The 20718-nt window shown below is 69.8% G+C and carries 18 protein-coding genes and 1 pseudogene; 16 read left to right on the forward strand and 3 right to left on the reverse strand.

Annotated features, from left to right (window positions below):
* Positions 1-100 precede the first annotated feature (100 nt).
* The 9 genes and pseudogenes from OG202_RS39115 to OG202_RS39155 all read left to right on the forward strand — a co-directional run bounded on the left by OG202_RS39115 (position 101) and on the right by OG202_RS39155 (position 8440).
* Positions 101-2158, forward strand: a complete 2058-nt coding sequence (locus OG202_RS39115; protein WP_328224302.1) for an RICIN domain-containing protein — start codon at positions 101-103, stop codon at positions 2156-2158.
* 228 nt (positions 2159-2386) lie between these two features.
* Positions 2387-2881, forward strand: a complete 495-nt coding sequence (locus tag OG202_RS39120) for a MarR family winged helix-turn-helix transcriptional regulator (protein WP_326575111.1) — start codon at positions 2387-2389, stop codon at positions 2879-2881.
* 175 nt (positions 2882-3056) lie between these two features.
* Positions 3057-3674, forward strand: a complete 618-nt coding sequence (locus tag OG202_RS39125; protein ID WP_326575109.1) for a DsbA family protein — start codon at positions 3057-3059, stop codon at positions 3672-3674.
* A gap of 39 nt (positions 3675-3713) precedes the next feature.
* Entirely contained in the window at positions 3714-4520 is an 807-nt protein-coding gene (locus OG202_RS39130) for an MBL fold metallo-hydrolase (protein ID WP_326575107.1), read from the forward strand.
* A gap of 2 nt (positions 4521-4522) precedes the next feature.
* Positions 4523-4936 carry a nuclear transport factor 2 family protein gene (locus OG202_RS39135; RefSeq protein ID WP_328224303.1) on the forward strand — a complete coding sequence of 138 codons (414 nt, stop codon included), beginning with the start codon at positions 4523-4525 and terminating at the stop codon, positions 4934-4936.
* 52 nt (positions 4937-4988) lie between these two features.
* Entirely contained in the window at positions 4989-6266 is a 1278-nt protein-coding gene (locus OG202_RS39140; protein ID WP_328224276.1) for an IS701 family transposase, read from the forward strand.
* 140 nt (positions 6267-6406) lie between these two features.
* Positions 6407-6787 carry a nuclear transport factor 2 family protein gene (locus OG202_RS39145; RefSeq protein WP_326575103.1) on the forward strand — a complete coding sequence of 127 codons (381 nt, stop codon included), beginning with the start codon at positions 6407-6409 and terminating at the stop codon, positions 6785-6787.
* A 124-nt stretch (positions 6788-6911) separates the two neighbouring features.
* Complete coding sequence (locus tag OG202_RS39150; protein WP_327727092.1) at positions 6912-7187, forward strand: hypothetical protein; 276 nt, start codon at positions 6912-6914, stop codon at positions 7185-7187.
* A gap of 112 nt (positions 7188-7299) precedes the next feature.
* A pseudogene (locus OG202_RS39155) lies at positions 7300-8440 on the forward strand (ABC transporter substrate-binding protein).
* Positions 8441-8756: 316 nt separating this feature from the next.
* On the opposite strand, the gene OG202_RS39160 reads toward OG202_RS39155, so the two are convergent.
* Together OG202_RS39160 and OG202_RS39165 are read right to left on the reverse strand one after the other, a co-directional pair.
* The gene (locus OG202_RS39160; RefSeq protein WP_327727091.1) at positions 8757-10142 is read right to left on the reverse strand and encodes an MFS transporter; all 1386 of its coding nucleotides are present in this window, start codon (positions 10140-10142) and stop codon (positions 8757-8759) included.
* A gap of 648 nt (positions 10143-10790) precedes the next feature.
* Positions 10791-11666 carry a LysR family transcriptional regulator gene (locus OG202_RS39165; protein WP_327727090.1) on the reverse strand — a complete coding sequence of 292 codons (876 nt, stop codon included), beginning with the start codon at positions 11664-11666 and terminating at the stop codon, positions 10791-10793.
* Between the two features lie 315 nt (positions 11667-11981).
* Here OG202_RS39165 and OG202_RS39170 point away from each other — a divergent pair, with 315 nt between their 5' ends.
* Positions 11982-12941 (forward strand): ABC transporter substrate-binding protein, encoded by a 960-nt coding sequence (locus OG202_RS39170; protein ID WP_327727089.1) that lies wholly within the window; start codon positions 11982-11984, stop codon positions 12939-12941.
* A gap of 165 nt (positions 12942-13106) precedes the next feature.
* Complete coding sequence (locus tag OG202_RS39175; RefSeq protein WP_328224304.1) at positions 13107-13904, forward strand: GntR family transcriptional regulator; 798 nt, start codon at positions 13107-13109, stop codon at positions 13902-13904.
* A 407-nt stretch (positions 13905-14311) separates the two neighbouring features.
* Here the strand turns inward: OG202_RS39175 and OG202_RS39180 are convergent, their stop codons facing one another.
* Positions 14312-15226 (reverse strand): VOC family protein, encoded by a 915-nt coding sequence (locus tag OG202_RS39180; protein ID WP_327727087.1) that lies wholly within the window; start codon positions 15224-15226, stop codon positions 14312-14314.
* Between the two features lie 201 nt (positions 15227-15427).
* Between OG202_RS39180 and OG202_RS39185 the strand changes: the two genes are divergently transcribed.
* The 5 genes from OG202_RS39185 to OG202_RS39205 all read left to right on the forward strand — a co-directional run bounded on the left by OG202_RS39185 (position 15428) and on the right by OG202_RS39205 (position 20685).
* Positions 15428-15592, forward strand: a complete 165-nt coding sequence (locus OG202_RS39185) for a hypothetical protein (protein WP_327727086.1) — start codon at positions 15428-15430, stop codon at positions 15590-15592.
* Between the two features lie 245 nt (positions 15593-15837).
* Entirely contained in the window at positions 15838-16734 is an 897-nt protein-coding gene (locus OG202_RS39190; protein WP_328224305.1) for a fumarylacetoacetate hydrolase family protein, read from the forward strand.
* Positions 16731-17846 (forward strand): zinc-binding dehydrogenase, encoded by a 1116-nt coding sequence (locus OG202_RS39195; protein WP_328224306.1) that lies wholly within the window; start codon positions 16731-16733, stop codon positions 17844-17846. Before OG202_RS39190 ends, OG202_RS39195 begins: the two co-directional genes overlap by 4 nt.
* Positions 17847-18109: 263 nt before the next feature.
* Positions 18110-19534, forward strand: coding sequence for a C4-dicarboxylate transporter DctA (gene dctA / locus OG202_RS39200; RefSeq protein ID WP_327727083.1), 1425 nt, complete (start codon positions 18110-18112; stop codon positions 19532-19534).
* Entirely contained in the window at positions 19534-20685 is a 1152-nt protein-coding gene (locus OG202_RS39205) for a glycerate kinase (RefSeq protein ID WP_328224307.1), read from the forward strand. Before dctA ends, OG202_RS39205 begins: the two co-directional genes overlap by 1 nt.
* Positions 20686-20718 lie beyond the last annotated feature (33 nt).

Genomic DNA, 20718 nt, shown 5'->3' on the forward strand with positions numbered 1-20718 from the left:
CGTTCATCGACGCCGCTCATTGACTCCGCCGCTCCGCCTGGATACCGCGGGCCACGGCGGGCACCGAAAACATCCCCATCCCTTCCCTTGGGAGCCGCACATGTCCCCTGCGCAGACAGGCGCCAGACCCGGCGCCGCTCCGCGTTCCCGTCCTCTCTCCCTCCTCACGTTGTTGTTGTCCCTGATCGTCGCGGTAGCGACCTTGGCCCTTCCCGCCGCGGGCCGGGCGGAGGCAGAGGCCCGCCCGTCGCAGACCCTGTACACGCCGCCGGCGGACGCGCCCTCGCCCGGTTCGCTCTATCCGCGGGCGATGCGTCTGCAGCACAACGGCTCGGCCAACGGCACGATTCTGTCGACGTTCGAGCAGTACACCAACGGCACACCGGTCTTCCCGATCTACCGCAGCACCGACAACGGCAACTCCTGGACGAAGATCTCGGACGTCGCCGACACCCAGAACGGCTGGGGCATGCGCTGGGAGCCCGAGCTCTTCGAACTCCCCAAGGCCATGGGCGGCTTCCCGGCAGGCACCATCCTCGCTGCCGGAGCCTCCGTTCCCGCCGACCGCGCGGCCATCAAGATCGATGTCTATGCCAGCACCGACCGCGGCCAGACCTGGAGCTTCATCACCAACATCGCCACCGGTGGACGGGCGATATCCAGCAACGGCTACACGCCGGTGTGGGAGCCCTTCTTCCTCGTCTCCGGCGACAAGCTGATCGTCTACTACTCCGACCAGCGCGACCCCGACCACGGCCAGAAGCTCGTCCACCAGGTCTCCACGGACATCCGTAACTGGGGCCCGGTCGTGGACGACGTGGCGGTACCGACCTACGCCGCCCGCCCCGGCATGCCCGTGGTCACCCGGCTGCCCAACGGCAACTACGTCATGACGTACGAGTACTGCGGCGCGCCCGAAGGTGGCTGCTCCGTGTACTACAAGATCTCCTCGGACCCCGAGGCGTTCCTCTCCGCCCCCGGCCAGGTGCTGCGGTCGACCGACGGCACCATCCCCAGCGGCGCGCCCTTCGTCACCTGGCTGCCCGCCGGCGGCCCGAACGGCACCCTCGTCGTCAGCGGCGACACCCAGGACGATCTGTTCGTCAACACGCAGAACGGCGCGGCGAACGCCTGGACCCGTATGCGTTCCAACGTCGCCAGGGGCTACAGCCGGGGCATGCTCCCGCTGGCCGACGGCCACAGCCTGATGGTGCTCAGCGGGGGCCGCGGGCGAAGCACCGGCCTCAACCCGGTCACGTACAGCGTCGTCGACCTGGGCGGCGGCATCTCCAACGGCGCCACCTACACCCTGTCCAACGCGAACAGCGACCTGAAGCTCACCATCGCCGGCGGTTCCACCACCAACGGCACCGGGGCGACCCAGCAGACCACCACCAACGGCACCGACCAGAGGTGGCGCTTCGCCCAGCAGCCGTCCGGCTACTTCAAGATCTTCAACGTGGCCAGCGGCAAGGTACTGGGCGTACAGAACCAGTCCACCGCCGACGGCGCGAGGATCCTGCAGTGGGACGACAACGGCACCCTCGACCACGAATGGGCCGTCGCCCCGCACCCCGCCGGCGGCTACACGATCACCAACCGCGTGACCGGCAAGTACCTGGAGATCCCGGGTGCCTCCACGGCCGTGGGAACGCAGGCCGTCCAGTGGAGCGGCACCAACTGTGACTGCCAGCGCTGGGACTTCACCCAGACCGCCCTGCCCCCGCTGGGCACCGGGCAGTACGTCCTCGTCAACAAGAACAGCGGCAGGTACCTCGACATCCCCCAGGCCTCCACCGCCACCGGCACGGCTGTCCAGCAGTGGAACAACTCCGGCTGCTTCTGCCAGCTGTTCACCTTCCAGTCCGCGGGCGGCGGAGCCTGGACCATCAAGAACGTCAACAGCAACCTCAACCTGGACATCGGGAGCGGCTCCACCACCGCGGGAGCCGCCGTCGTCCAGAACACACCCTCCACCGTCGACTCACAGAAATGGACCCTCACCGACGCGGGCGACGGCTACTACAAGCTCAGGAACGTCAACAGCGGCTTCAACGCCGGTATCGCCCAGTCCTCCACGAGCAACGGCGCTCCGGTCGTCCAGTGGAACGACCTGAGCAACGACGACCAGCTCTGGCGAATCGTCCGCATCAACTGAGCGGCTGCGTCGATCCGTCGTCGACGGCCCGACGGGCCTCCTGCCGGCTCGGGATCGCTCTGCGAACCGAAGGCGGGAGGCCCTGGCACCGTCGGGTGGGGGAGGCGGCCGCCCGGCTCCGCCCGGGCTCGTCGCACAGCCCGAACGACGGAGCCGCTGTCGCTCGACTGGTCGAGCCGTCATGATCGGTACGGTGGGTACCGGGACGACGAGAGGGGCGGCGCGGCCGTGGGCGAGGAAGCGGAGATCAGGACGGCGAAGGAGGCTGCCGACCACGAGCTCATTCTGGCGTTCGGACGGCTGCAGGGGGCGGCCAATCGGCTGGAGTACATTCTCGGCCGGGCGCTCGAGGTGGAGTGCGGCATCAGCCATCTGATGTTCGAGGTGCTGTTGATCCTCGGCCGGGCGGAGGAGCCGGGTCTCTCGATGCGGGCCATCGCCCAGGAGCAGGTCCTGACCACCGGCGGCGCCACCCGGCTGGTGGATCGTATGGAGGCGGCGGGTCTCGTGACGCGCGCGGAATCCCTCACCGACCGGCGCGGGAAGCTGGTGCGGCTGACCCCGCTGGGTGAGGAGACGGCCGTACGCGCGTCTCTGGTGCACCTGGAGAACATCAAGCGGTACTTCGTGGAGCCGCTTCCCGCACCGGACCGCGAGCGTTTCGCGGAGGATCTCCGCGTGCTCAGTCATGCGGCTCGTGACGTGCTGCCACGGCTGCCCTAGCCGGCGGACCTGCGGAGCGCCGGTGTACTGACCTCAGTCACACCCATGGTCCATCTCGCACGAGTCGGACCCATGGTCCACCTCGCACGAGTCGAAAATACTTGAGGATTCAGATACTGTTTCGTCAGGTGAATTGCTCGCACACGGCGGGCACACGTCCTTGCCGAGGTCCTCGATGAAGCTGGTCTACGTCTTCGACGCCTACTGCGGCTGGTCCCACGGTTTCTCCGCCACGCTGCGCGAGGTGGTCTCCCGCCACCCCGGGCTGCCGGTGGAGGTGGTCTCCGGCGGTCTGTTCACCGGGGCGCGCCGGGTGCCGATCCGCGAGTTCGGCTACGTCCAGGGTGCGAACGCGCAGATCGCGGAGCTGACCGGGGCCGAGTTCGGCGAGGGCTACGAGCGGCTGATCGCCGACGGTTCGTTCGTCATGGACTCCGAGGCCGCCGCCCGCGGTGTCGCCGCCCTGCGCCGGGCTGCCCCCGACCGCGCGCCGGAACTCGCCGCGGCTCTCCAGCACGCCTTCTACGTCGACGGCCTCAGCCTGTCGGAGGCGGCCACCTACTACGGGGTCGCCAGGGCGGCCGGGCTCGACGCCGACGCCGTGGTCTGTGCCTTCGAGGGCCCCGAGGCGCCGAAAGCGGCGGCAGACGACTTCCACCGCGCGGCCGGACTGGGCGTCACGGGCTTCCCCACCCTGCTTGCGATGGACGGCGATGCCGTCACATCCCTGGCCCACGGCCACGCCACCGCCGACAAGGTCGATCAGCGGCTCGCAGCCCTGGCCGTCACCTGACTTCCTTCTTCTGCCCCATCCCCCCTCAAGGAGTTCCGCATGAGCACGCTCGATTTCAAGGTCCTCGACCTCGACTTCCCGGCCGGCAGCAAGAACAAGACCGCCACCCTCGTCACCGGCGAGACCGAAGCCCTGCTGGTCGACGCCGCATTCACCCGCGCCGACGGCCACCGGCTGGCCGCCGAGATCCTCGACTCCGGCAAGCAGCTGACGACCGTCTTCATCAGCCACGCCGACCCCGACTTCTACTTCGGCGCCGAAGTGATCGCCGACGCCTTCCCCGACGCCGTCTTCGTCGCCACCCCGATCGTCATCGACCACATCCAGCACTCCTACGAGGGCAAGCTCAAGGCCTGGGCCGCACTCGGCCCCAACCTCCCCACCCGCCTGGTCGACCTCACCCCGCTGACCGGCGACCTCACCCTCGAAGGCCACCGCTTCGAACTCAGGGGCGGCCCCGCCGGCCTGCCCGACCGCCACTACCTCTGGCAGCCCGAGCACCGCGCCCTCCTCGGCGGCGTCCTGCTCTTCCAGCAGGAACACGTCTGGGTCGCCGACACCCCCACCCCCGGCGACCGCGCCGCCTGGACCGACCTGCTCGACGAGATGACCGCCCTCGACCCGCAGCTCGTCGTCCCCGGCCACCGCCTGCCCGGCACCCCGGCCGACGCCTCCGCGATCGCCGCCACCCGCGCCTACCTCCTCGCCTTCGAAGAGGAACTCGACAACGCCGCCGACGGCGCCTCCCTCACCGAAGCCCTCGTCAAGCGCTACCCCGACAACGGCATGCTCATCGCCGCCCAGATCGGCGCGAAGGTCGCCAAGGGCGAGATGAAGTGGGGCTGAACATGGGCGAGTCCACCACCACCTCCACCGCCCCCGCCGACGTCGTACGGCGTCAGTACCTCGCCTCCGCCGCCGGCGACCTGGCAGCCCTGCGCGCCACCCTCGCCCCCGACGTGGAATGGACGGAGATGGCCGGCTTCCCCCTCGCCGGCACCTACCGCACCCCCGACGGTGTCACCGCCCACGTGATGGAGAAACTCGGCCAGGACTGGGACGGCTGGACCGCCCACGACGACACCTACGTCGTCGACGGCGAGAACGTCGTCGTCCTCGCCCGCTACACCGCCACCAACAAAGCCACCGGCAAGCCCGTCGACGTCCGCGTCGCCCACCACTTCGTCGTACGCGGCGGCCTCATCGTCCGCTTCGAACAGTTCGTCGACACCGCACTCGTCCGCGAGGCGATGAGCGACTAGTAGGACTCCGTTAGGTCTGTCTCGCGGTGCTGTTTGGGGGCATGGTGGGTGTGTGGATGCACATGAAGTGAACCGTGCCCGGGCGAAGTTGGCGTTGTTCGTGGCCGATGTGTTCGCGTCGGTGCCGCGCAAGGATCAGCGGGCCAAGAGTGACTGCTATCTGCGGGGACTGATGGTGGACGGTCGCCGCAAGTCCATCCAGGCCATGGCCTCGCGGCTGCCGGACGGCAACGAGCAGAACCTGCAGCAGTTCGTGAACCAGTCGACCTGGGATCCCGTGCCGGTGCGGCGGCGGATCGCGGAACGGATGGTGCCGAGAATCGGCCCGGATGCCTGGGCGGTCGACGATGTGTCGTTTCCCAAGGACGGGAAGATGTCGGTCGCTGTCGCTCACCAGTACTGCGGGGCTTTGGGCAAGCAGGCCAGCTGTCAGGTCGCGGTCAGCGTGCACGCGGTCTCCGACACCGCGTCCTGTCCGCTGCAGTGGCGCCTGTTCGTGCCCCGGGAGTGGGCGGATGATCCGGTCCGCCGACGCAGGACGGGGGTTCCTGAGGAGGTCGGGCACCGGGAGAAGTGGCGCCTGGCCCTGGACGTCTTCGACGAGCTGGCCGGGTGGGGGCTGGTGCCGCCGGCGGTGGTGGCCGACGCCGGCTACGGGCAGAACGCCGACTTCCGCGACGGGCTGGAACGTCGGAACATCGGCTACGTGGTGGCGATCCGCTCGGACGTGACCGTCCACCCGCACGATGCGGTGCCCGCTGCCCCGCCCTGGTCCGGCAACGGCCGCAAGCCTCAGCCCCGCTACCGCGACAAGCCGTCCCCGGTGGCCGCGCTCGCGGCGGACCAGGGGCGGCAGGCCTTCACCGAGGTGACCTGGCGTGAAGGCTCACGCGGGCCGATGCGCTCGCGCTTTCTGGCGCTGCGCGTGCGGCCGGCCGGTGTCCGGTCCCGCCGCCTTGCCCAGGCCGCCGCCACCGCGCAGGAGGGTTTGTGGGACGGTGTCCTGCCCGACGTCACGCTGCTGGTCGAATGGCCCGAAGGCGCCGAAGCACCCACCGATTACTGGCTGTCGAACCTGCCGGCCGACACCCCGCACGCTGAACTGGTCCGCCTGGCCAAGATCCGCTGGCGCATAGAACACGACTACCGGGAACTCAAACACGGCCTCGGCCTGGACCACTTCGAAGGACGTTCCTGGACCGGCTGGCACCACCACGTCACCCTGGTCACCGCCGCCCACGCGTTCCTCACCGAACAGCGCCTGGCCCCAAAAGCCGATACAGCGGACTCACCCTCTACCAGATCCTCGACACCATCCAGGACCTGCTGAACTGCTGGACCGGCACCTGCACCACCTGCCACCGCCCCCTGCCCAGAACATCCACCACCAGCCAGAACCCAAGAGCCAGAGCAACTTAACGGAGTCCTACTAGCCCTACCACCCGAACCACCGCGAGGCAGGAGTTTTCCGTGTCCGCTGCTGACAACAAGGCGCTCGTGATCGCCTTCTACGAGCAGGCGTTCAACGACCACCAGCCGGAGCAGGCCGTCGCCGCGCACCTCGGCGAGACCTACACCCAGCACAACCCCGAAGCGCAGGACGGCCCGCAGGCGTTCGCCGGTTACGTTCACTGGCTGCGCGGGCAGTTCCCCGAGCTGCGCCTGGACATCAAGCGTGCGATCGCCGAAGGGGACCTCGTGGTCACCCACAGCAATCTGCACCTCAAGCCCGGCGACCGCGGCATGGCCGTCGCCGACTTCTGGCGCGTCGCCGACGGGAAGATCGTCGAGCACTGGGACGTGATCCAGGAGGTGCCGGAGAACAGCGCCAACGACAACACCATGTTCTGAGGTCCGCGGAGGCATCCGTGCCGGGACCGGGGTGCGGATGCCACGCCCTGCGCCGGCCCGCCGCTCAACCGATGTGCACCATGCGCTGCGCATCGGGGCTCATGTCGCGGTGCACGGGCGGGCCATGCACACCTCTTGGATCTTCGACCCACTGCGGGAGCGGCCCACCGCCCGCGACAGGGCGTCCCGTGCCGTGCGGTTGCCCAGCAGTGACCCGGACCGTGCCGAGACCCGAGGGCTGACCGAGGCGTCGCCGCCGTCCCCCCTTCGCCTTCCGTCCCGTCACCTCGTGGCCACCGCGGGGCCGACGCTGCCGTCGGCCGTCCAGGAGGAGTGGGCCGCCCGGGCCGCGCACCGCATCCGTGTCCCCTCCGGCCGCGCACCGCATCTGTCTTCCTGACCTGGTCCCGGCCCTCCTGGCCGAGGCCGCCCATCGTGCTGCCGGCGTCCCGCAGTGCTCCAGCTCTCCGCCGGGCCGGCGCTTCATTCCCCCATCAGAAAGGTTCCCCCACATGACCAGCATTCCCAGCCGACGCCGTCTGCTCGTGACCGGCGCGGGTGCCGCGCTCGGCTTAGGCGCGGCCGCCGCCACCGTCTCCCCCGCCGCGGCGTCCACGACCGCCCGGACAACAGGAGGCGCCGAGGAGACCCGCACGCTCGACGAGCTCTACCAGGCCGCCCTCGCGGAGGGCGGAAAGCTCGTGATCTACGCGGGCGGCGATGTCTCGACGCAGGCGGACGGCCTCCGCAGCGGCTTCAAGAGCCGCTTTCCCGGGATCGATCTGACGGTGGTCGTCGACTACAGCAAGTACCACGACGTCCGCGTGGACAACCAGTTCGCCACCGACACCCTCGTGCCCGACGTCGTACAGCTGCAGACCGTCCAGGACTTCGTGCGCTGGAAGGAGCAGGGCCGTCTGCTCGCCTACAAGCCGGCCGGGTTCTCCAAGGTGTACGCCCCCTTCAAGGACCCGCACGGTGCCTGGGTCGCCGTGCAGGTGAGCGCCTTCAGCTTCATGTACGGCCCGGCGGCGGTCGGTTCGGACGTGCCCACCAGCCCGCTCGACCTCGTCGACGCCAAGTGGAAGGGGAAGATCGCCTCCTCCTACCCGCACGACGACGACGCGGTCCTCTACCTGTACGCGCTCTACGTGCGGAAGTACGGCTGGGACTGGCTGGCCCGACTGGGCTCCCAGGACGTGCAGTTCGCCCGCGGCAGCTTCACCCCCCGAGACGCCGTCACCAGTGGCCAGAAGGCGATCGGCGTCGGCGGCTCCGGAGCGGCCCTGGCCACCGGGCCCGTCAAGTGGGTGCTCCCCGACGCGGCGACGCCGTTCATGTCCTGGGGGGCAGCGGGCGGCGATCCCGAAGCAGGCCAAGAACCAGACCGCTGCCAAGCTCTACCTCAACTGGCGGCTGTCCACCGAGCAGCAGCAGGCCGCCACCAACGGCTGGTCGGTCCGTACGGATGTCACCCCTCCGACGGGTCTGAAGCCCATCTGGCAGTACCCGAACGGGAACCTCGACGGCTTCCCGCGCTTCATGGCCGACCGTGCCGCGATCGAGCGCTGGAAGCAGACCTTCGCCCTCTACCTCGGAGAGGTCGAGGGAGACCCGTCGCCGGGCTCGCTCGGGCTGCACCCGGGAGCCTGACCGAACTCCGGCAGACCCTGGGCAGGCCGTCACCCTCCGGTAGGGGACTGCCGACAGCGGGGATCGCGTCGCGCGCCGGTGTGCCGGTCGGCCAGGTCGCCGACGGCCGAGCCCTCCGGTAGAGGCGAGTGAAGATCCACGAGTCGGGCCGGCGGGGAGAGGGGCGCAGGCTTCCGCGTGCCCGCCCCGACCCTCGTCCGACAGCGCGGCCGGTCCGGAGTCTCCCTCGCCGGCGCTCGAACGGGGCGACAGGGCCCCGGGCGGCTCGGATCGTCTGGTGATCCGAGCCGCCCGGAGGCCCTGTCCTTGTGTGCGGTCACGTCTGTTCGGCGAGGGGACGGATGGTTCCGCCTTCTCCCGTGGGTCCTGTTGGTGTGACTGTTGCCGGTGTGCGGGGGACGAGGCTGATCAGTAGTGCGCCGATGAGGCCGGGTATGGCCAGCGCGTAGAAGTTCCATTGGAAGGCGAGCCCGGCTCCGATGATGAGTCCGAGCAGGGGTGGGGCGAGCATGGAGCCGAGGCGGCCGAAGCCGAGTGTCCAGCCCAGGGCGGTGGCCCCCATGCGTGTGGGGTAGTGCTTGGAGACGTAGGCGAGGACGAATGTCTGGGTGCCCATGGCGCCGATTCCGCCGAGTGCGACGGCTGCGTAGAGGACGGTGGTGGGCAGCTGGAGGCTGAGCAGGATGACGGCGACGCTGGAGGTGAGGAAGGTGGTGGTGATGATCGGCTTGGAGCCGAGGCGGTCGGCCGCCAAGGAGATGACGAGGGTGCCGATGACGGCGCCGAGGTTGAAGACGAGGAGGAAGCCGAGTGAGGAGCCAGTGGAGTGACCGGCGCGGTGCATGATCTCGGGGAGCCAGGTGTTGAAGCCGTAGATCATGAACAGGCACAGGCAGGTCATCAGCAGGAAGCACAGGGTTGCTGTGAGGTAGGTGCGGGAGAAGAGGGCCCGTACCGGCGAGGTGCTGTCGGTGCCGGTGTGGGGCTGGGACGGTTCGGGCGCGGGGGTGGTCGTCTGGTCGCTGTCCAGGGCGATGTTCCAGCGGTTGGCGGTCTCTTCCGCCTCGGTGTGGCGTCCTTGTGCCTGGAGGTACGAGATGGACTCGGGCAGGAGTTTGTAGGCCAGGGGGACGACGAGGAGGAGAGGCAGGAGGCCGAGGAGGAACATGGCCTGCCAGCCGAAGCGGGGGATGACGAAGATGCCGGTGAGGGCGGCGATGATGCCGCCGATGGGGAAGCCGCTGAAGAGGATCGCGAAGACCAGGTTGCGTGATTTGGGGTGGGAGTACTCGCCGCTGAGTGCGCTGGCGGTGGGCAGGACGCCGCCGAGGCCGAGGCCGGCGAGGAAGCGCAGGAGGCCGAAGGTTTCCGGGGAGGTGGCGGTGGCGCACAGGCCGGTCATCACCGAGAACCAGGCGAGGCAGCACAGGAGCATTCTGCGGCGGCCCAGCCGGTCGGTGAGTGTGCCGACGGTGGTGGCTCCGATGAGCATGCCGAGCAGGGCGAAGGAGCCGATGAGGCCGGCTCCGGCGGGGGTCAGTCCCCATCCGGGTTCGTGGAGGAGAGACGGAATCACCGCGCCGTAGATGACGACGTCGTAGCCGTCGGAGATGACGGTGATGCCGCAGATCGCAAGGACGAGCAGGGTCACGGGTGGCCAGGTGGTGCTGGTGTGACGTCCTTGGTGACTGGTGTCGTGCATGACGGTTCCTCTCACGTGCTTTGCTTTTCGGTGAGGGTTCTCTCGCATCGGGGGTGCGGTGAGGATGTCCTGGGTGACGGCGTGCGCGGTGTCAGCCGCAGCGTGCGGAGGGTGCGGGCGCGCCCGCTCGGATCGGCGGGTTCGGGCTCTTCCTGGCTGCGTCGTCCGCGACTCACCTCGCACCGCTAAGTGTGCACAGTATGACGGGCCTGTAAAGAGCGGAGTACGGAACTCCTGCATGCGGGTGGTCGGGAAAACCGTTGACCCTCTCCTGCGGTCGCCGGATGTGGCCGGCTTTCGGGGCGGTCTCGGCTACCGCCCGGGAGGTGGTGGCGGTGTGAGACGCCGCACGTCACGAGGGCCCTGTGTGCGGTGGTAGCGCGGCTCGTGCGACCCAAGGAGCGCAGGCGAGTGCCGAGTTGGAACCGGGGGTGGGCCCGTCGTCACGCGTCGGCTGCGGAACTCTCGGCGAGGGGGCTGAGCCTGGTGTTCGGCTCTGGCGGGCCGGGCGGACTCCGGAAGCAGTCAAGAGTGTATGCATTTTGGGCGGCCGGGTGGTCAGGCGACCCGTCAGGGATTCGGCCTCCGGCTAGGCACCGGGCCGGCATGCGTCCACCGCGAGATGAACGCGCGTCGCCTGCACGGTGGTCATGCGACAGCCTGAATGAGCTGCCTGCGCAGCCACGCCCGCCCGGGGTCGCCGGCGGTGCGCGGATTCCACACCAGATCCACTCCGAGCATGGGCAGGGGGACCGGCGACTCCATCACCCGCAGCCCGTTCGGCGCCGCCACCCGCTCCGCGAGCCGACGCTGCAGCAGCGCGACCAGGGGAGTGCCGCTCACCACCGAGGGGATCATCAGAAACTCGAAAACGACGATCCGTACGACGAGCTCGGGGATCAGCCGGGCGAGGACCTGCTGGGCGCCGACGCGCACCCCTTCCGACTCGAACACCACGTGCGGCAGCCGGGCGAGGTCGTCGGCGGTGAGTGTCGTGCCGATGCGGTCGTTGTTCGCGTCGGCGACCACGACCCAGTCCTCCTGGTAGAGCCGCTCCCTCGGCAGCGTGGTCGGCACGGCGTCCGGCAACAGCACCACGTCCGCGGTCGACTCGCTCAGGGTGAGGACCGTCGAGGGCTCAAGTGTTTCCACGTCGAGGCGGACACCCGGTGCGGACGCGGCGAGCGTGGCGCTCAGGGCCGGAAGGACGGTGAGGGCGGCGGCACTGGCCGTCGCGATGCGGAAGGTGCGCTCCGAGGTCGCTGGATCGAACACCGGAGAACTGAGCACCTGGTTGGTCGCGGTCTCCAGGATCAGGTTGACCGGTCCGATCAGTGCGCCGGCGCGCGCGGTGAGTACGTACTCCCGGCCGACCCGCACGAGGAGTTCATCGCCCAGCGTGTGCCGCAGGCGCCTCAGGGCGTTGCTCATGGCCGGCTGCGTCAGCCCGACCGCCTGGGCGGCGCGCGTGACGCTGCGGTGCTCGAGGAGGGCGGCGAGCAACGGGAGCAGATTGAGATCCACGCGATGCAGGCCGGCCATCGTGCTCGTGAACCGCGAAGGAGTATTCACTGCATCTATATATCTCATGAAGAACAGTCATTCGACTGATCGACGGTGAGTGATTACCGTCGATTCCGGCGAGCGCCATCCCGGCCCTATGCAGACCAAGGCCGGCTTCACGGTGAAGACCGGGCTGCCGGGCCTGACGGGTCAGGGGGATCGCCCCGGAGCGCTCGGCCGACCAGCCACGTGCAGGTCCCTGTCTGTCCCTTGCGACGAGGGGACCAAGCCCCGCAAGCCGGTCTCTCCGCCTTTTGACGCGAAGGAAACGTCCCCATGCGCAACGCCCGAACGTCTGCCGATCACCGAAGCGTCGACCGCGAGCTGTCCGGTCCCGCCACGGTCTCCGCGCCGGACACGCTCCGGGGGCCCGGTGCGCCCACCCGACGGCTGACCGTGGGCGTCTTCCCCGGCGCCGGGGGCGTCCATCTGTACCACGCTCTCGACTCCGGCTACTTCCAGCAGGCCGGACTGGAGGTGAACCTCGTCGAGGTCACCTCCTCCGACCAGCAGATGACCGGCTGGAACGACGGCGACTACGACATCATCCACACCTCTCCCGACCACCTGCTGAGGGGCATCCTGAAACGGGATCCGGTGGCCGTTCGGGCCGAGGGCATCGGTGAACTCGCCGTTCACCGGCGTCCCGGCTCACCGTTGCCGACGGACCGGTGGGCCGTCGACAACGCGCAGAGCGCCTTCGCGTTCGTACTCCGTGCCGTACTCGCCGACATCGCCGGCTCTCCCGTCACCGACGGCCAGCTCGTCCCGGTCGGCGGAACCCTGCAAAGGTTCCATGCCCTGCCGACAGGCGCCGTCGACGGGACGACACTGCATCCGCCCTTCGACGTCCTCGCCACCGGGAAGGGTTACCCGCGTCTCGGCGGCCACCTTCAGGTCGCTCCCGACCTCATCACCAACGTGGTCGTCACTCCGCGTGCCACGGGCCACAGCCGGCATACCCGCGCCTACCTCGAGGTCTGCCGCACGAGCACCGAGGAACTGCTGACCTCCGGGGCGGGTGGCGTCGAGGCGGCTCTGGTGCGGCACGGTCTGCCGGCCGCCGCCGCCCGGGCCGCGGTCACCGGCCTCCTCGGCCCGGCCGGTCTGTCCACCTCCCCCGAGGTGACCCTGCGCGGCATGGAAGCGGTGGCCGGGCTGCGCCGTCGCTTCCATCCTGGCTGGGAGCCCTTCTGCCCGCTCCCGTCCCTGATCGGTCCCGGCCAGGAGGGCTGAGCGGGAACAGCAGTCGTTCCATCCGGCCGATCACCCTGCAGGGCGCAGGAGAGTGCATACAGTGCACGCCTGTCGAACTGGGGCATATCCGGTCTTGGCGCCAGGATTCTCCTCTTCCTGCCTTTCTATTCACCCAACCTGCATACACCTGGGTAGACTCCTGGCATGGACAGGCGAAGTAACGTGCCCAAGGAACGGTCTGCGGAGAACGGAAGCGGGGCCCAGGCCCCCTCCGAGCCGTCGAGCGGCACCCCCGGGCAGGCCGCGGGCGGACGCCGACTGGCCCTCGACGTTCACGGACAACTGCGGAACATGATCCTCAGCGGTGAACTGCGTCCGGGCTCGGCGCTGCTCCAGGCCGAGATGGCGCGGAAGCTGGGCGTCAGCCGCACGCCGATGCGTGAGGCGTTCCGGCTGCTCCAGGAGGAAGGCCTCATCGACGCCCAGCCCGATCAGCGGGCCAGGGTGCGGGCAGTGGATCCCGAGGACCTCGACGGCGTCTACGGGGCCCGCATCATGCTCGAAACACTCGCTGTGAGCATGACGGCCAAGTCGCTCACGGCCGAGGACCTCGAGCACATGGGCGAAGCGCTGCGGCGCATGCGGGAACTGGCGGGCAGCGACCAGATGGACGAGTGGCACGCCGCGCACAAGGAGTTCCATCGCGTCGCGACCCAGTCCGTGGGGCCGCAGCTGCAGCGCATGATCGCGTCGCTCGGCGAGCACGCCGAGCGCTACATCCGGCTGGCCCAGATGGGCGTACCCAGCTCGTGGGGCCGGGCACACGCGGACCACGAAGCGCTGTTGGAGACGCTGCGGCTGAATGACCCGGCGGAAGCGGGACGCGTGATCGCCCGGCACCTCGCGCGTACCGCGTTGAGTGTCCTGGCCGACATCGCCCCGGAGTACGAACCGGCGGCCACGCGGTCGGCACTGGGGATCGCCGGCAACGGTCACTCCTGATGCCGCGTCCGGGCCGACGGCGATGTCACCGCCATGCCGTCGGGCGGGAGGCAGGCACGGTCGGGTCGGCGTCCTCGGCGCGGCTGGGGGCCGCACCGATCCTGGGGGCCGCACCGAGCGCTGAGGACCGCACCGAGCCCTGAGAGGCGCTCGCCTTCCGGCCTACCTGGGGTCGGGGGCTCCGGGGGTGCTCTCCGTCGAGGCGGAAGCCGCCAGGGGCTTCGCCGAGGCGGGCCGAAGAGCCGGGCCGATGGAACGACCGCCCGCGACCGGCGGGATCCGGTGCCTTGATCCCCGTCCTCGGACCTGGGCCGGTGCGTGCGTTTCCGATGCCGCACCGCAGTGCGACCACCGCCACCCGGATATGCGGCGGGGTCGACAGGGCAAGTACTCGGAGCACTCCTCGGTCAGGCGCGCCCTTCCTCCTGGTTGGTGATGAAGTCGGCCGGCATCTCGGGGCACCACACGGCGGCCGGGCAGTCCCAGTCGCTCGGCTTCCAGTCCTCGGTGATGCGGTCCATGTCGCCGGAGTACTCGATCCAGCTGCCCCAGGGGTCCTGGATGTAGTGGAAGAGGTTCGAGCCCAGGGTGTGGCGGCCCAGGCCCCAGCCCTTCGTGTAGCCCGCCGCCGCCATGTTCTGGGCCCCCATGGCGATCTGGTCGATGTCGGCCACCATCCAGCTGGAGTGGTGCAACCCGGGCTGCGCCGCCGGGACGAAACCGAAGACGTGGTGGTCCCCGGGCCCCGAGTTCATGAAGGTCGCTATGCCCCGGATACGGTCCGACAGGCCCAGCCCGAGGGTGCGGGTGTAGAAGGCCTCGGAGGCGTCCAGATCGGAGCTGAAGATCAGCATGTGCCCGAGCCGCTGGGGGCGCGGCCGCTCTGTCGCGGTCAGCCAGCGGGCCTGGTCGATCCGACGCACCCGGTCGCCGATGTTGGCATCCTGCGCGTCCGTGGTGCCGAATTCACGCCAGGCGGCGATGCCCTCATCACGGAGGTTGACCAGGTTGCCTTCGTGATCGCGGAACCACAGCCCGCCGGGCACGTCGGCCGGCGCATCGAGCAGCTTCAGCCCCAGGCCCTCCAGATGCCGCTGCCACTCGGGCAGGGAGTCGGGCTCCACCGCGAAGGCGACATGGTGCAGCCGCTTGGTCGGCCCTTCCATCAGCACCGTCTGGTCCTGCTGCCGGCCGTCGCAGCGGATCACCACCGCGTTGCCGCGCTCGGCCGCCTCCAGTCCGAACGCGTTGTAGAAGCTCGCGCCCGTATCCAGCGAGGGCACCTGGAGTCCGTAGTGCAGAAGGCCTTTGACACGCAACATGTGCTCTCCTCAATGTCCGGACCCACGTTCCCACGAGCCCTCTAAGTGTGTACACCTACACCGATGTAACGTCCAGGCATCTCGGGAAGCTTTTTCGATTCGAAACCGCGGGCTATATCCGTCGTTTCCTGGCATCGCGGGCTCCCCGTCCAGGAGTCCGGGGGCCCCGGGGCGGGGATCGCCCGAGGTGCCGCAGGGGCGATGGCCGGCCCCGAGTCGCACGGTGCGGCACGGTGCGGCACGGTGCGGTTTCCGGGCGGCGGCCACCGTGAAGGCGTCGTAGTGCTCATGGTGGTGCCGTACGGCCTCGCCCTGGTGCCGACCTTGTGTCACCTGAAGGCGGCGCTCGCCGCGCCCCGTATGTGAGGCGATGGTACGTCGACCCGTGGGCGTGCGTCGGGCGGCCGGGATTCGCCGCATCGCGCACCCCCGCGCGATGGGTGCCGCCGGACCGACCACCCGGTGGTCGAGCGGATCGCCCATGCCTCCGCCTCGACCGACGGCATCCGGCAGTCGTAGCCACCCGCATGTCTTCCCGGGTCACTTCCCATTCCAATGTGTATGCACTATGGTCCTGCCACCGATTACAGAGCCGCCTGTCGGAGGAACGCATGACACCGCCTGAATGGGCCTTGGTGCAGTACCGGGTCGACGACTCGGAGAAAATCGCCGTCGGTGTGAGCACCAACGGGACCGTGGTGCCGGGGCCGCCCGGCACCGAAGGCCTCACGCTGATGGAAGTGCTGGGCCGATGGGACGCGCTCGCGCCGCTGTTGCGCGACTGGACGCCGACGGCGTCGGACGCCGTCGCCGGCGCCCGGCTCGCTCCGCCGCTGACGTATCCCGGCAAGGTGCTCTGCGCGGGCGCCAACTACTGGGACCACATCGCCGAGATGGGCTGTGAACGCCCCGACGAGCTGAGCGACCCCTTCTTCTTCCTCAAGCCGCCGACGACGACCGTGACCGGGCCGGGTGACCAGGTGCCGCTGCCCGACCACCCGGGCTCCCGCGTCGACTGGGAGGCCGAACTGGCCGTCGTCATCGGCCGAGGCGGCCGCAACCTGACGCCCGAGCAGGCCGTGGAGCACGTGGCCGGCTACCTCGCGGCGAACGACATCTCGGCCCGGGACCGCATCAAGGCCGTCAACCCGGTCGCCGATCCGTTCGCCTTCGACTGGCTCGCGCACAAGGGCCAGGACGGTTTCTGCCCGCTCGGCCCCGGCATGGTGCCCGCCTGGCAGATCCCTGACCCGCAGAACCTGCGGATCCGGTTGAGTATCAACGGTGTGCTGAAGCAGGATTCCTCCACCGCGCAGATGATGGTGAAAATCCCCGAGGTGATCGCGGCGGCCAGCCGCCTGACCCGGCTGGAGCCCGGGGACGTCATCCTCACCGGCACACCGGCCGGCGTCGGGTTCCCCCGTGGCGAATTCCTCGCCGCCGGGGACGAAGTAGTCGTCGAGATCGAGGGCATCGGCCTCCTGGAGAACACGGTGGTGGCGTCATGAGCAGCACTTCGACCGCTTCTGAGCTGGGCTGGCCGGAACCGTCGGTGGTTCCCACGACCATGCGCGCCATGCTGTTCCGCCGTTTCGGATCCCCCGACGTCCTGGAGCAGGCCACGATCGACACGCCCCGCCCCGGCCCCGGCGAGGTTCTCGTACAGGTCGCCGCGGTCGGCATCGGCCGGCTGCTCGATCTCACGGCACGCGCGGGCAACCACCCCTACGCCACCATCACACCGCCCCACATCCTGGGCGCGGACCACTCCGGCGTCGTCGCCGCCCTGGGAGAGGGCGTGGACTGCGTCCGGGTCGGGGACCGCGTGGCCGTGCTGCCCGGGGTCTCGTGCGGTCACTGCGCCCTCTGCGCGGAAGGCCGCGAGGAAGTCTGCGACGAACTGACCGTGATCGGCACGCACCGCCCCGGCGCCTACGCCGAGTACTGCGCGGTGCCGGCTCGCAACGTCCACAAGGTGCCGGACGGCATCCCGGCCGCGATGGCGGCCTCGCTGGCGCTCCTCGGCGCGGTGGCCGCCAACCAGCTGACCCAGGCGGGGCTCCGTCCCGGGCACTGGGTCCTCATCCAGGGCGCGGCCTCCGCGCTCGGCGCCACCACGGGCGCCTTCGCCCAGCACCTCGGCGCGAAGATCATCGCCACCTCCCGCTCGCCGGAGAAACGCCGGGCGCTGGCCGCCGCGGGTGCCGACGTCGTGCTCGACGGCACCGACCCGGACTTCGTGGAGCGGGTGCGCGAGGTCACCGGCGGCCACGGCGTCGACATCGCCGTCGACAACCTCGGTGACCCGGCCATCTGGGACGCCACCATCGGCACCCTGGCCCGCGGCGGGACCGTGGTCACCTCCGGTGCCTTCCTGGGGGGCCAGGTCAAGATCGACCTGCGGAGGGTGTACTCCGACTGCTACCGCATCATCGGCGTACGCACCGGGAACGCGGCCGCGGTCAGGGAACTGTGGACGCAGGTGGAGAAGGGGTTCCGTGCCGTCATCGACCGCACGTTTCCCATCGCCCGTGCCGCCGACGCCCATCGCTACATGGAGGACGACAACAACATCGGGCGGGTGGCACTCACCCTGGAACCAGGCGACTGGGAGGCCTGAGAACACGGCTTCCGCGGACACCGGAGCGTCTCCGTCTGGAGCCGACGTGCCACCGTCGCCTCCAGGCACCTCTCTCCGGACGCCGGGCGGTAGCCCCTTCCCGCGCATGCGGGCGGCCGCCTGCGCCGCTACCGAACCGATAGGCACGGCCTATACGGGGCATCGATTTTTGGTCGTGGACCCCTCCCGTACGGCCCGGTTCACTGTGGCCCAAGCTGGCACGTACCGATCGGGCTCGGTGCCGCGCGATCAGGGAGGCCGCAATGACGCAAACCCCCGACAACGCGAGAGTCGCACAGGCCGCGCGCATCGCGGCGAAACCGTGGTACCGGCAGTTGTACGTCCAGGTACTGGTGGCGATCGTGATCGGCATCGTGCTGGGCTGGCGGTGGCCGGATGTCGCCACCGACATGGAACCGCTCGGGACGACGTTCATCACCGCGATGAAGATGCTGATCGGCCCGATCGTCTTCCTGACCATCATCGGCGGCATAGCGGGCGTCGCCGATCTGAAGAGGGTCGGGCTCACCGGTGTCAAGGCGCTGGCGTACTTCCAGGTCGGCACCATTGTCGCCATGGCGGCGGGCCTGGTGGCGATCAACGTCTTCCGGCTCGGTGACGGCGTGCACGCCGACCCGTCGACCCTGGACACCTCCGGCGACGCGGGCCAGTACATAGAGAAGGGCGAGCACCAGCAGTGGTGGGAGTTCCTGACCCACATCGTGCCGAACAGTTTCTTCGGCCCGTTCGTCGAGGGTGACATCCTCCAGGTGATCTTCCTCGCGGTGATCTTCGGCATCGCGCTGAAGGCGGTGGGGAAGGCGGGCGAGCCGGTCATCGCGGGTGTGCACCGGCTGACCGAGGTCGTCTTCAAGGTGCTGTCGTACGTCATGAAGGTCGCGCCGCTGGGCGCCTTCGGCGCGATGGCGTACGCGATCGGGAAGTTCGGCCTGTCCACGCTGACCAGCCTGGGCTCGCTGATCCTGCTCTTCTACGTCACCTCCGCCCTGTTCGTCGTGATCGTGCTCGGCGGTGTGCTGGCCGCGTACGTGAAGCTGAACATCTTCCAGCTCTTCCGCTACTTCAAGGAGGAGTACTTCCTGATCCTGGGCACGTCCACCGCCGAGCCCGCGCTGCCCGGGCTGATGCGCAAGCTCCAGCACATGGGGACCGACAAGTCCACGGTCGGCCTGGTCGTGCCCACGGGCTACAGCTTCAACCTCGACGGAGCGGCGATCTACCTCTCCCTCGCGACGCTGTACATCGCCCAGGCCACCGACACCCCGCTGTCCGTCACTCAGCAACTCGGGCTGCTCGCCGTCATGCTGCTCACCTCCAAGGGCGCCGCGGGTGTCGCGGGCGGCGGTTTCATCGCCCTCACCGCGACCCTGTCGACGGTCGGTACCGTTCCCGCCGCCGGCATCATGCTCGTCTTCGGCATCGACAAGTTCATGTCCGAGTGCCGGGCCATGGTGAACTTCTCCGGCAACGTCGTCGCCACCCTCTTCATCGCCCGGTGGGAGAACACCCTGGATCTGGCGCGGGCGCGCGAGGTGCTGGCCGGCCGGATGGCGGAACCGCCGGTGGCCGCTGAGACGGATGCCCGGACGGAAGCCACGACAGAAGCCGAGACGGAAACGGTGAAGGCGCGGCCGACTGTGGCTCAGGGTGCCGAGGCGGCGTCCTGATGGTGTCCGTCCTGGTCGCCCCGGACAAGTTCAAGGGCTCCCTCAGCGCCGACGAGGTGGCCCGCGCGCTGGAACAGGGGCTGTCGGAGGGCGCCCCGCACGCGCGGGTCCGGCGCCTCGCGTCGGCGGACGGGGGAGAGGGGAGTGTGGCCGCCGCCTGCGCGGGCCGCTTCCGTCCCGAGAAGGTCACGGTGACCGGTCCGACCGGGCGGCCCGTCACCGCGCCCGTCGCGGTGCATGGCCGTACCGTCCTCATCGAAGCAGCGGCCGTCTGCGGACTCGGCGTCCTGCCGGACGGTCGCAAGGCACCGCTCACGGCCACCAGCCGAGGCATCGGGCAGGCCGTCCGGTACGCGCTGGCGGGCGAGGCCGACACGATCGTCCTCGCACTCGGCGGCGTCGCCACGACCGACGGCGGCGCGGGACTGCTGCAGTCCCTCGGCGCGGTACTGGCCCGAGAGGACGGCACCGCGATCGGCCCGGGCGGCTCAGGGCTCGCCGACCTCCACACCGTCGACCTCGCCGACGCCCGCGCCGCGCTGGCCGGGGTCGGCCTCGTCCTCGCCACCGATGTGGACAACCCGCTGCTGGGACCGACGGGCACGGCCGCCGTCTACGGTCCCCAGAAAGGGGTGACCGCGGACGACGTACGGGAACTGGACGGCGCGCTCGCCGGTTTCGTACGGCGGCTGGAGGCAGCGGGAGTCGCGGAGGCGACACGCCACGCCGACGCCCCCGGTGCCGGGGCGGCCGGAGGGCTGGGGTACGCCGGGATGCTGCTGGGCGGGCGGGTGTGCTCGGGGGCCGACTACTTCCTCACCCTGCTCGGAGCCGACGACCTGCTGGCCGGGAGCGCCTTCGTCGTGACCGGCGAAGGCAGCCTCGACGAGCAGTCCCTGTCGGGCAAGCTGCCGGTCGCGCTCGCCCGACGGGCCCGTCGACTGGGCGTGGCGGTGCACGCGGTGGCCGGCCGCTGCACCCTGCCCGCGGACCGAACCGCCGCCCACTTCCGTTCCGTCCAGGCCCTGACGGACCTGACCGACCAGGACTGCGCGCAGGACAGCGCCCTGTCCGCGCGGCTGCTCGCCCAGTGCGGGCGGACCCTCGCCGACCGCTGGATCGGACACGGAGGAACGGAAACCGGCGGGTAGGCTCGCTCCGCCCGTCGTACCAGTACAGAGCGG

Source organism: Streptomyces sp. NBC_00310 (genome assembly GCF_036208085.1).
GTDB lineage: Bacteria > Actinomycetota > Actinomycetes > Streptomycetales > Streptomycetaceae > Streptomyces.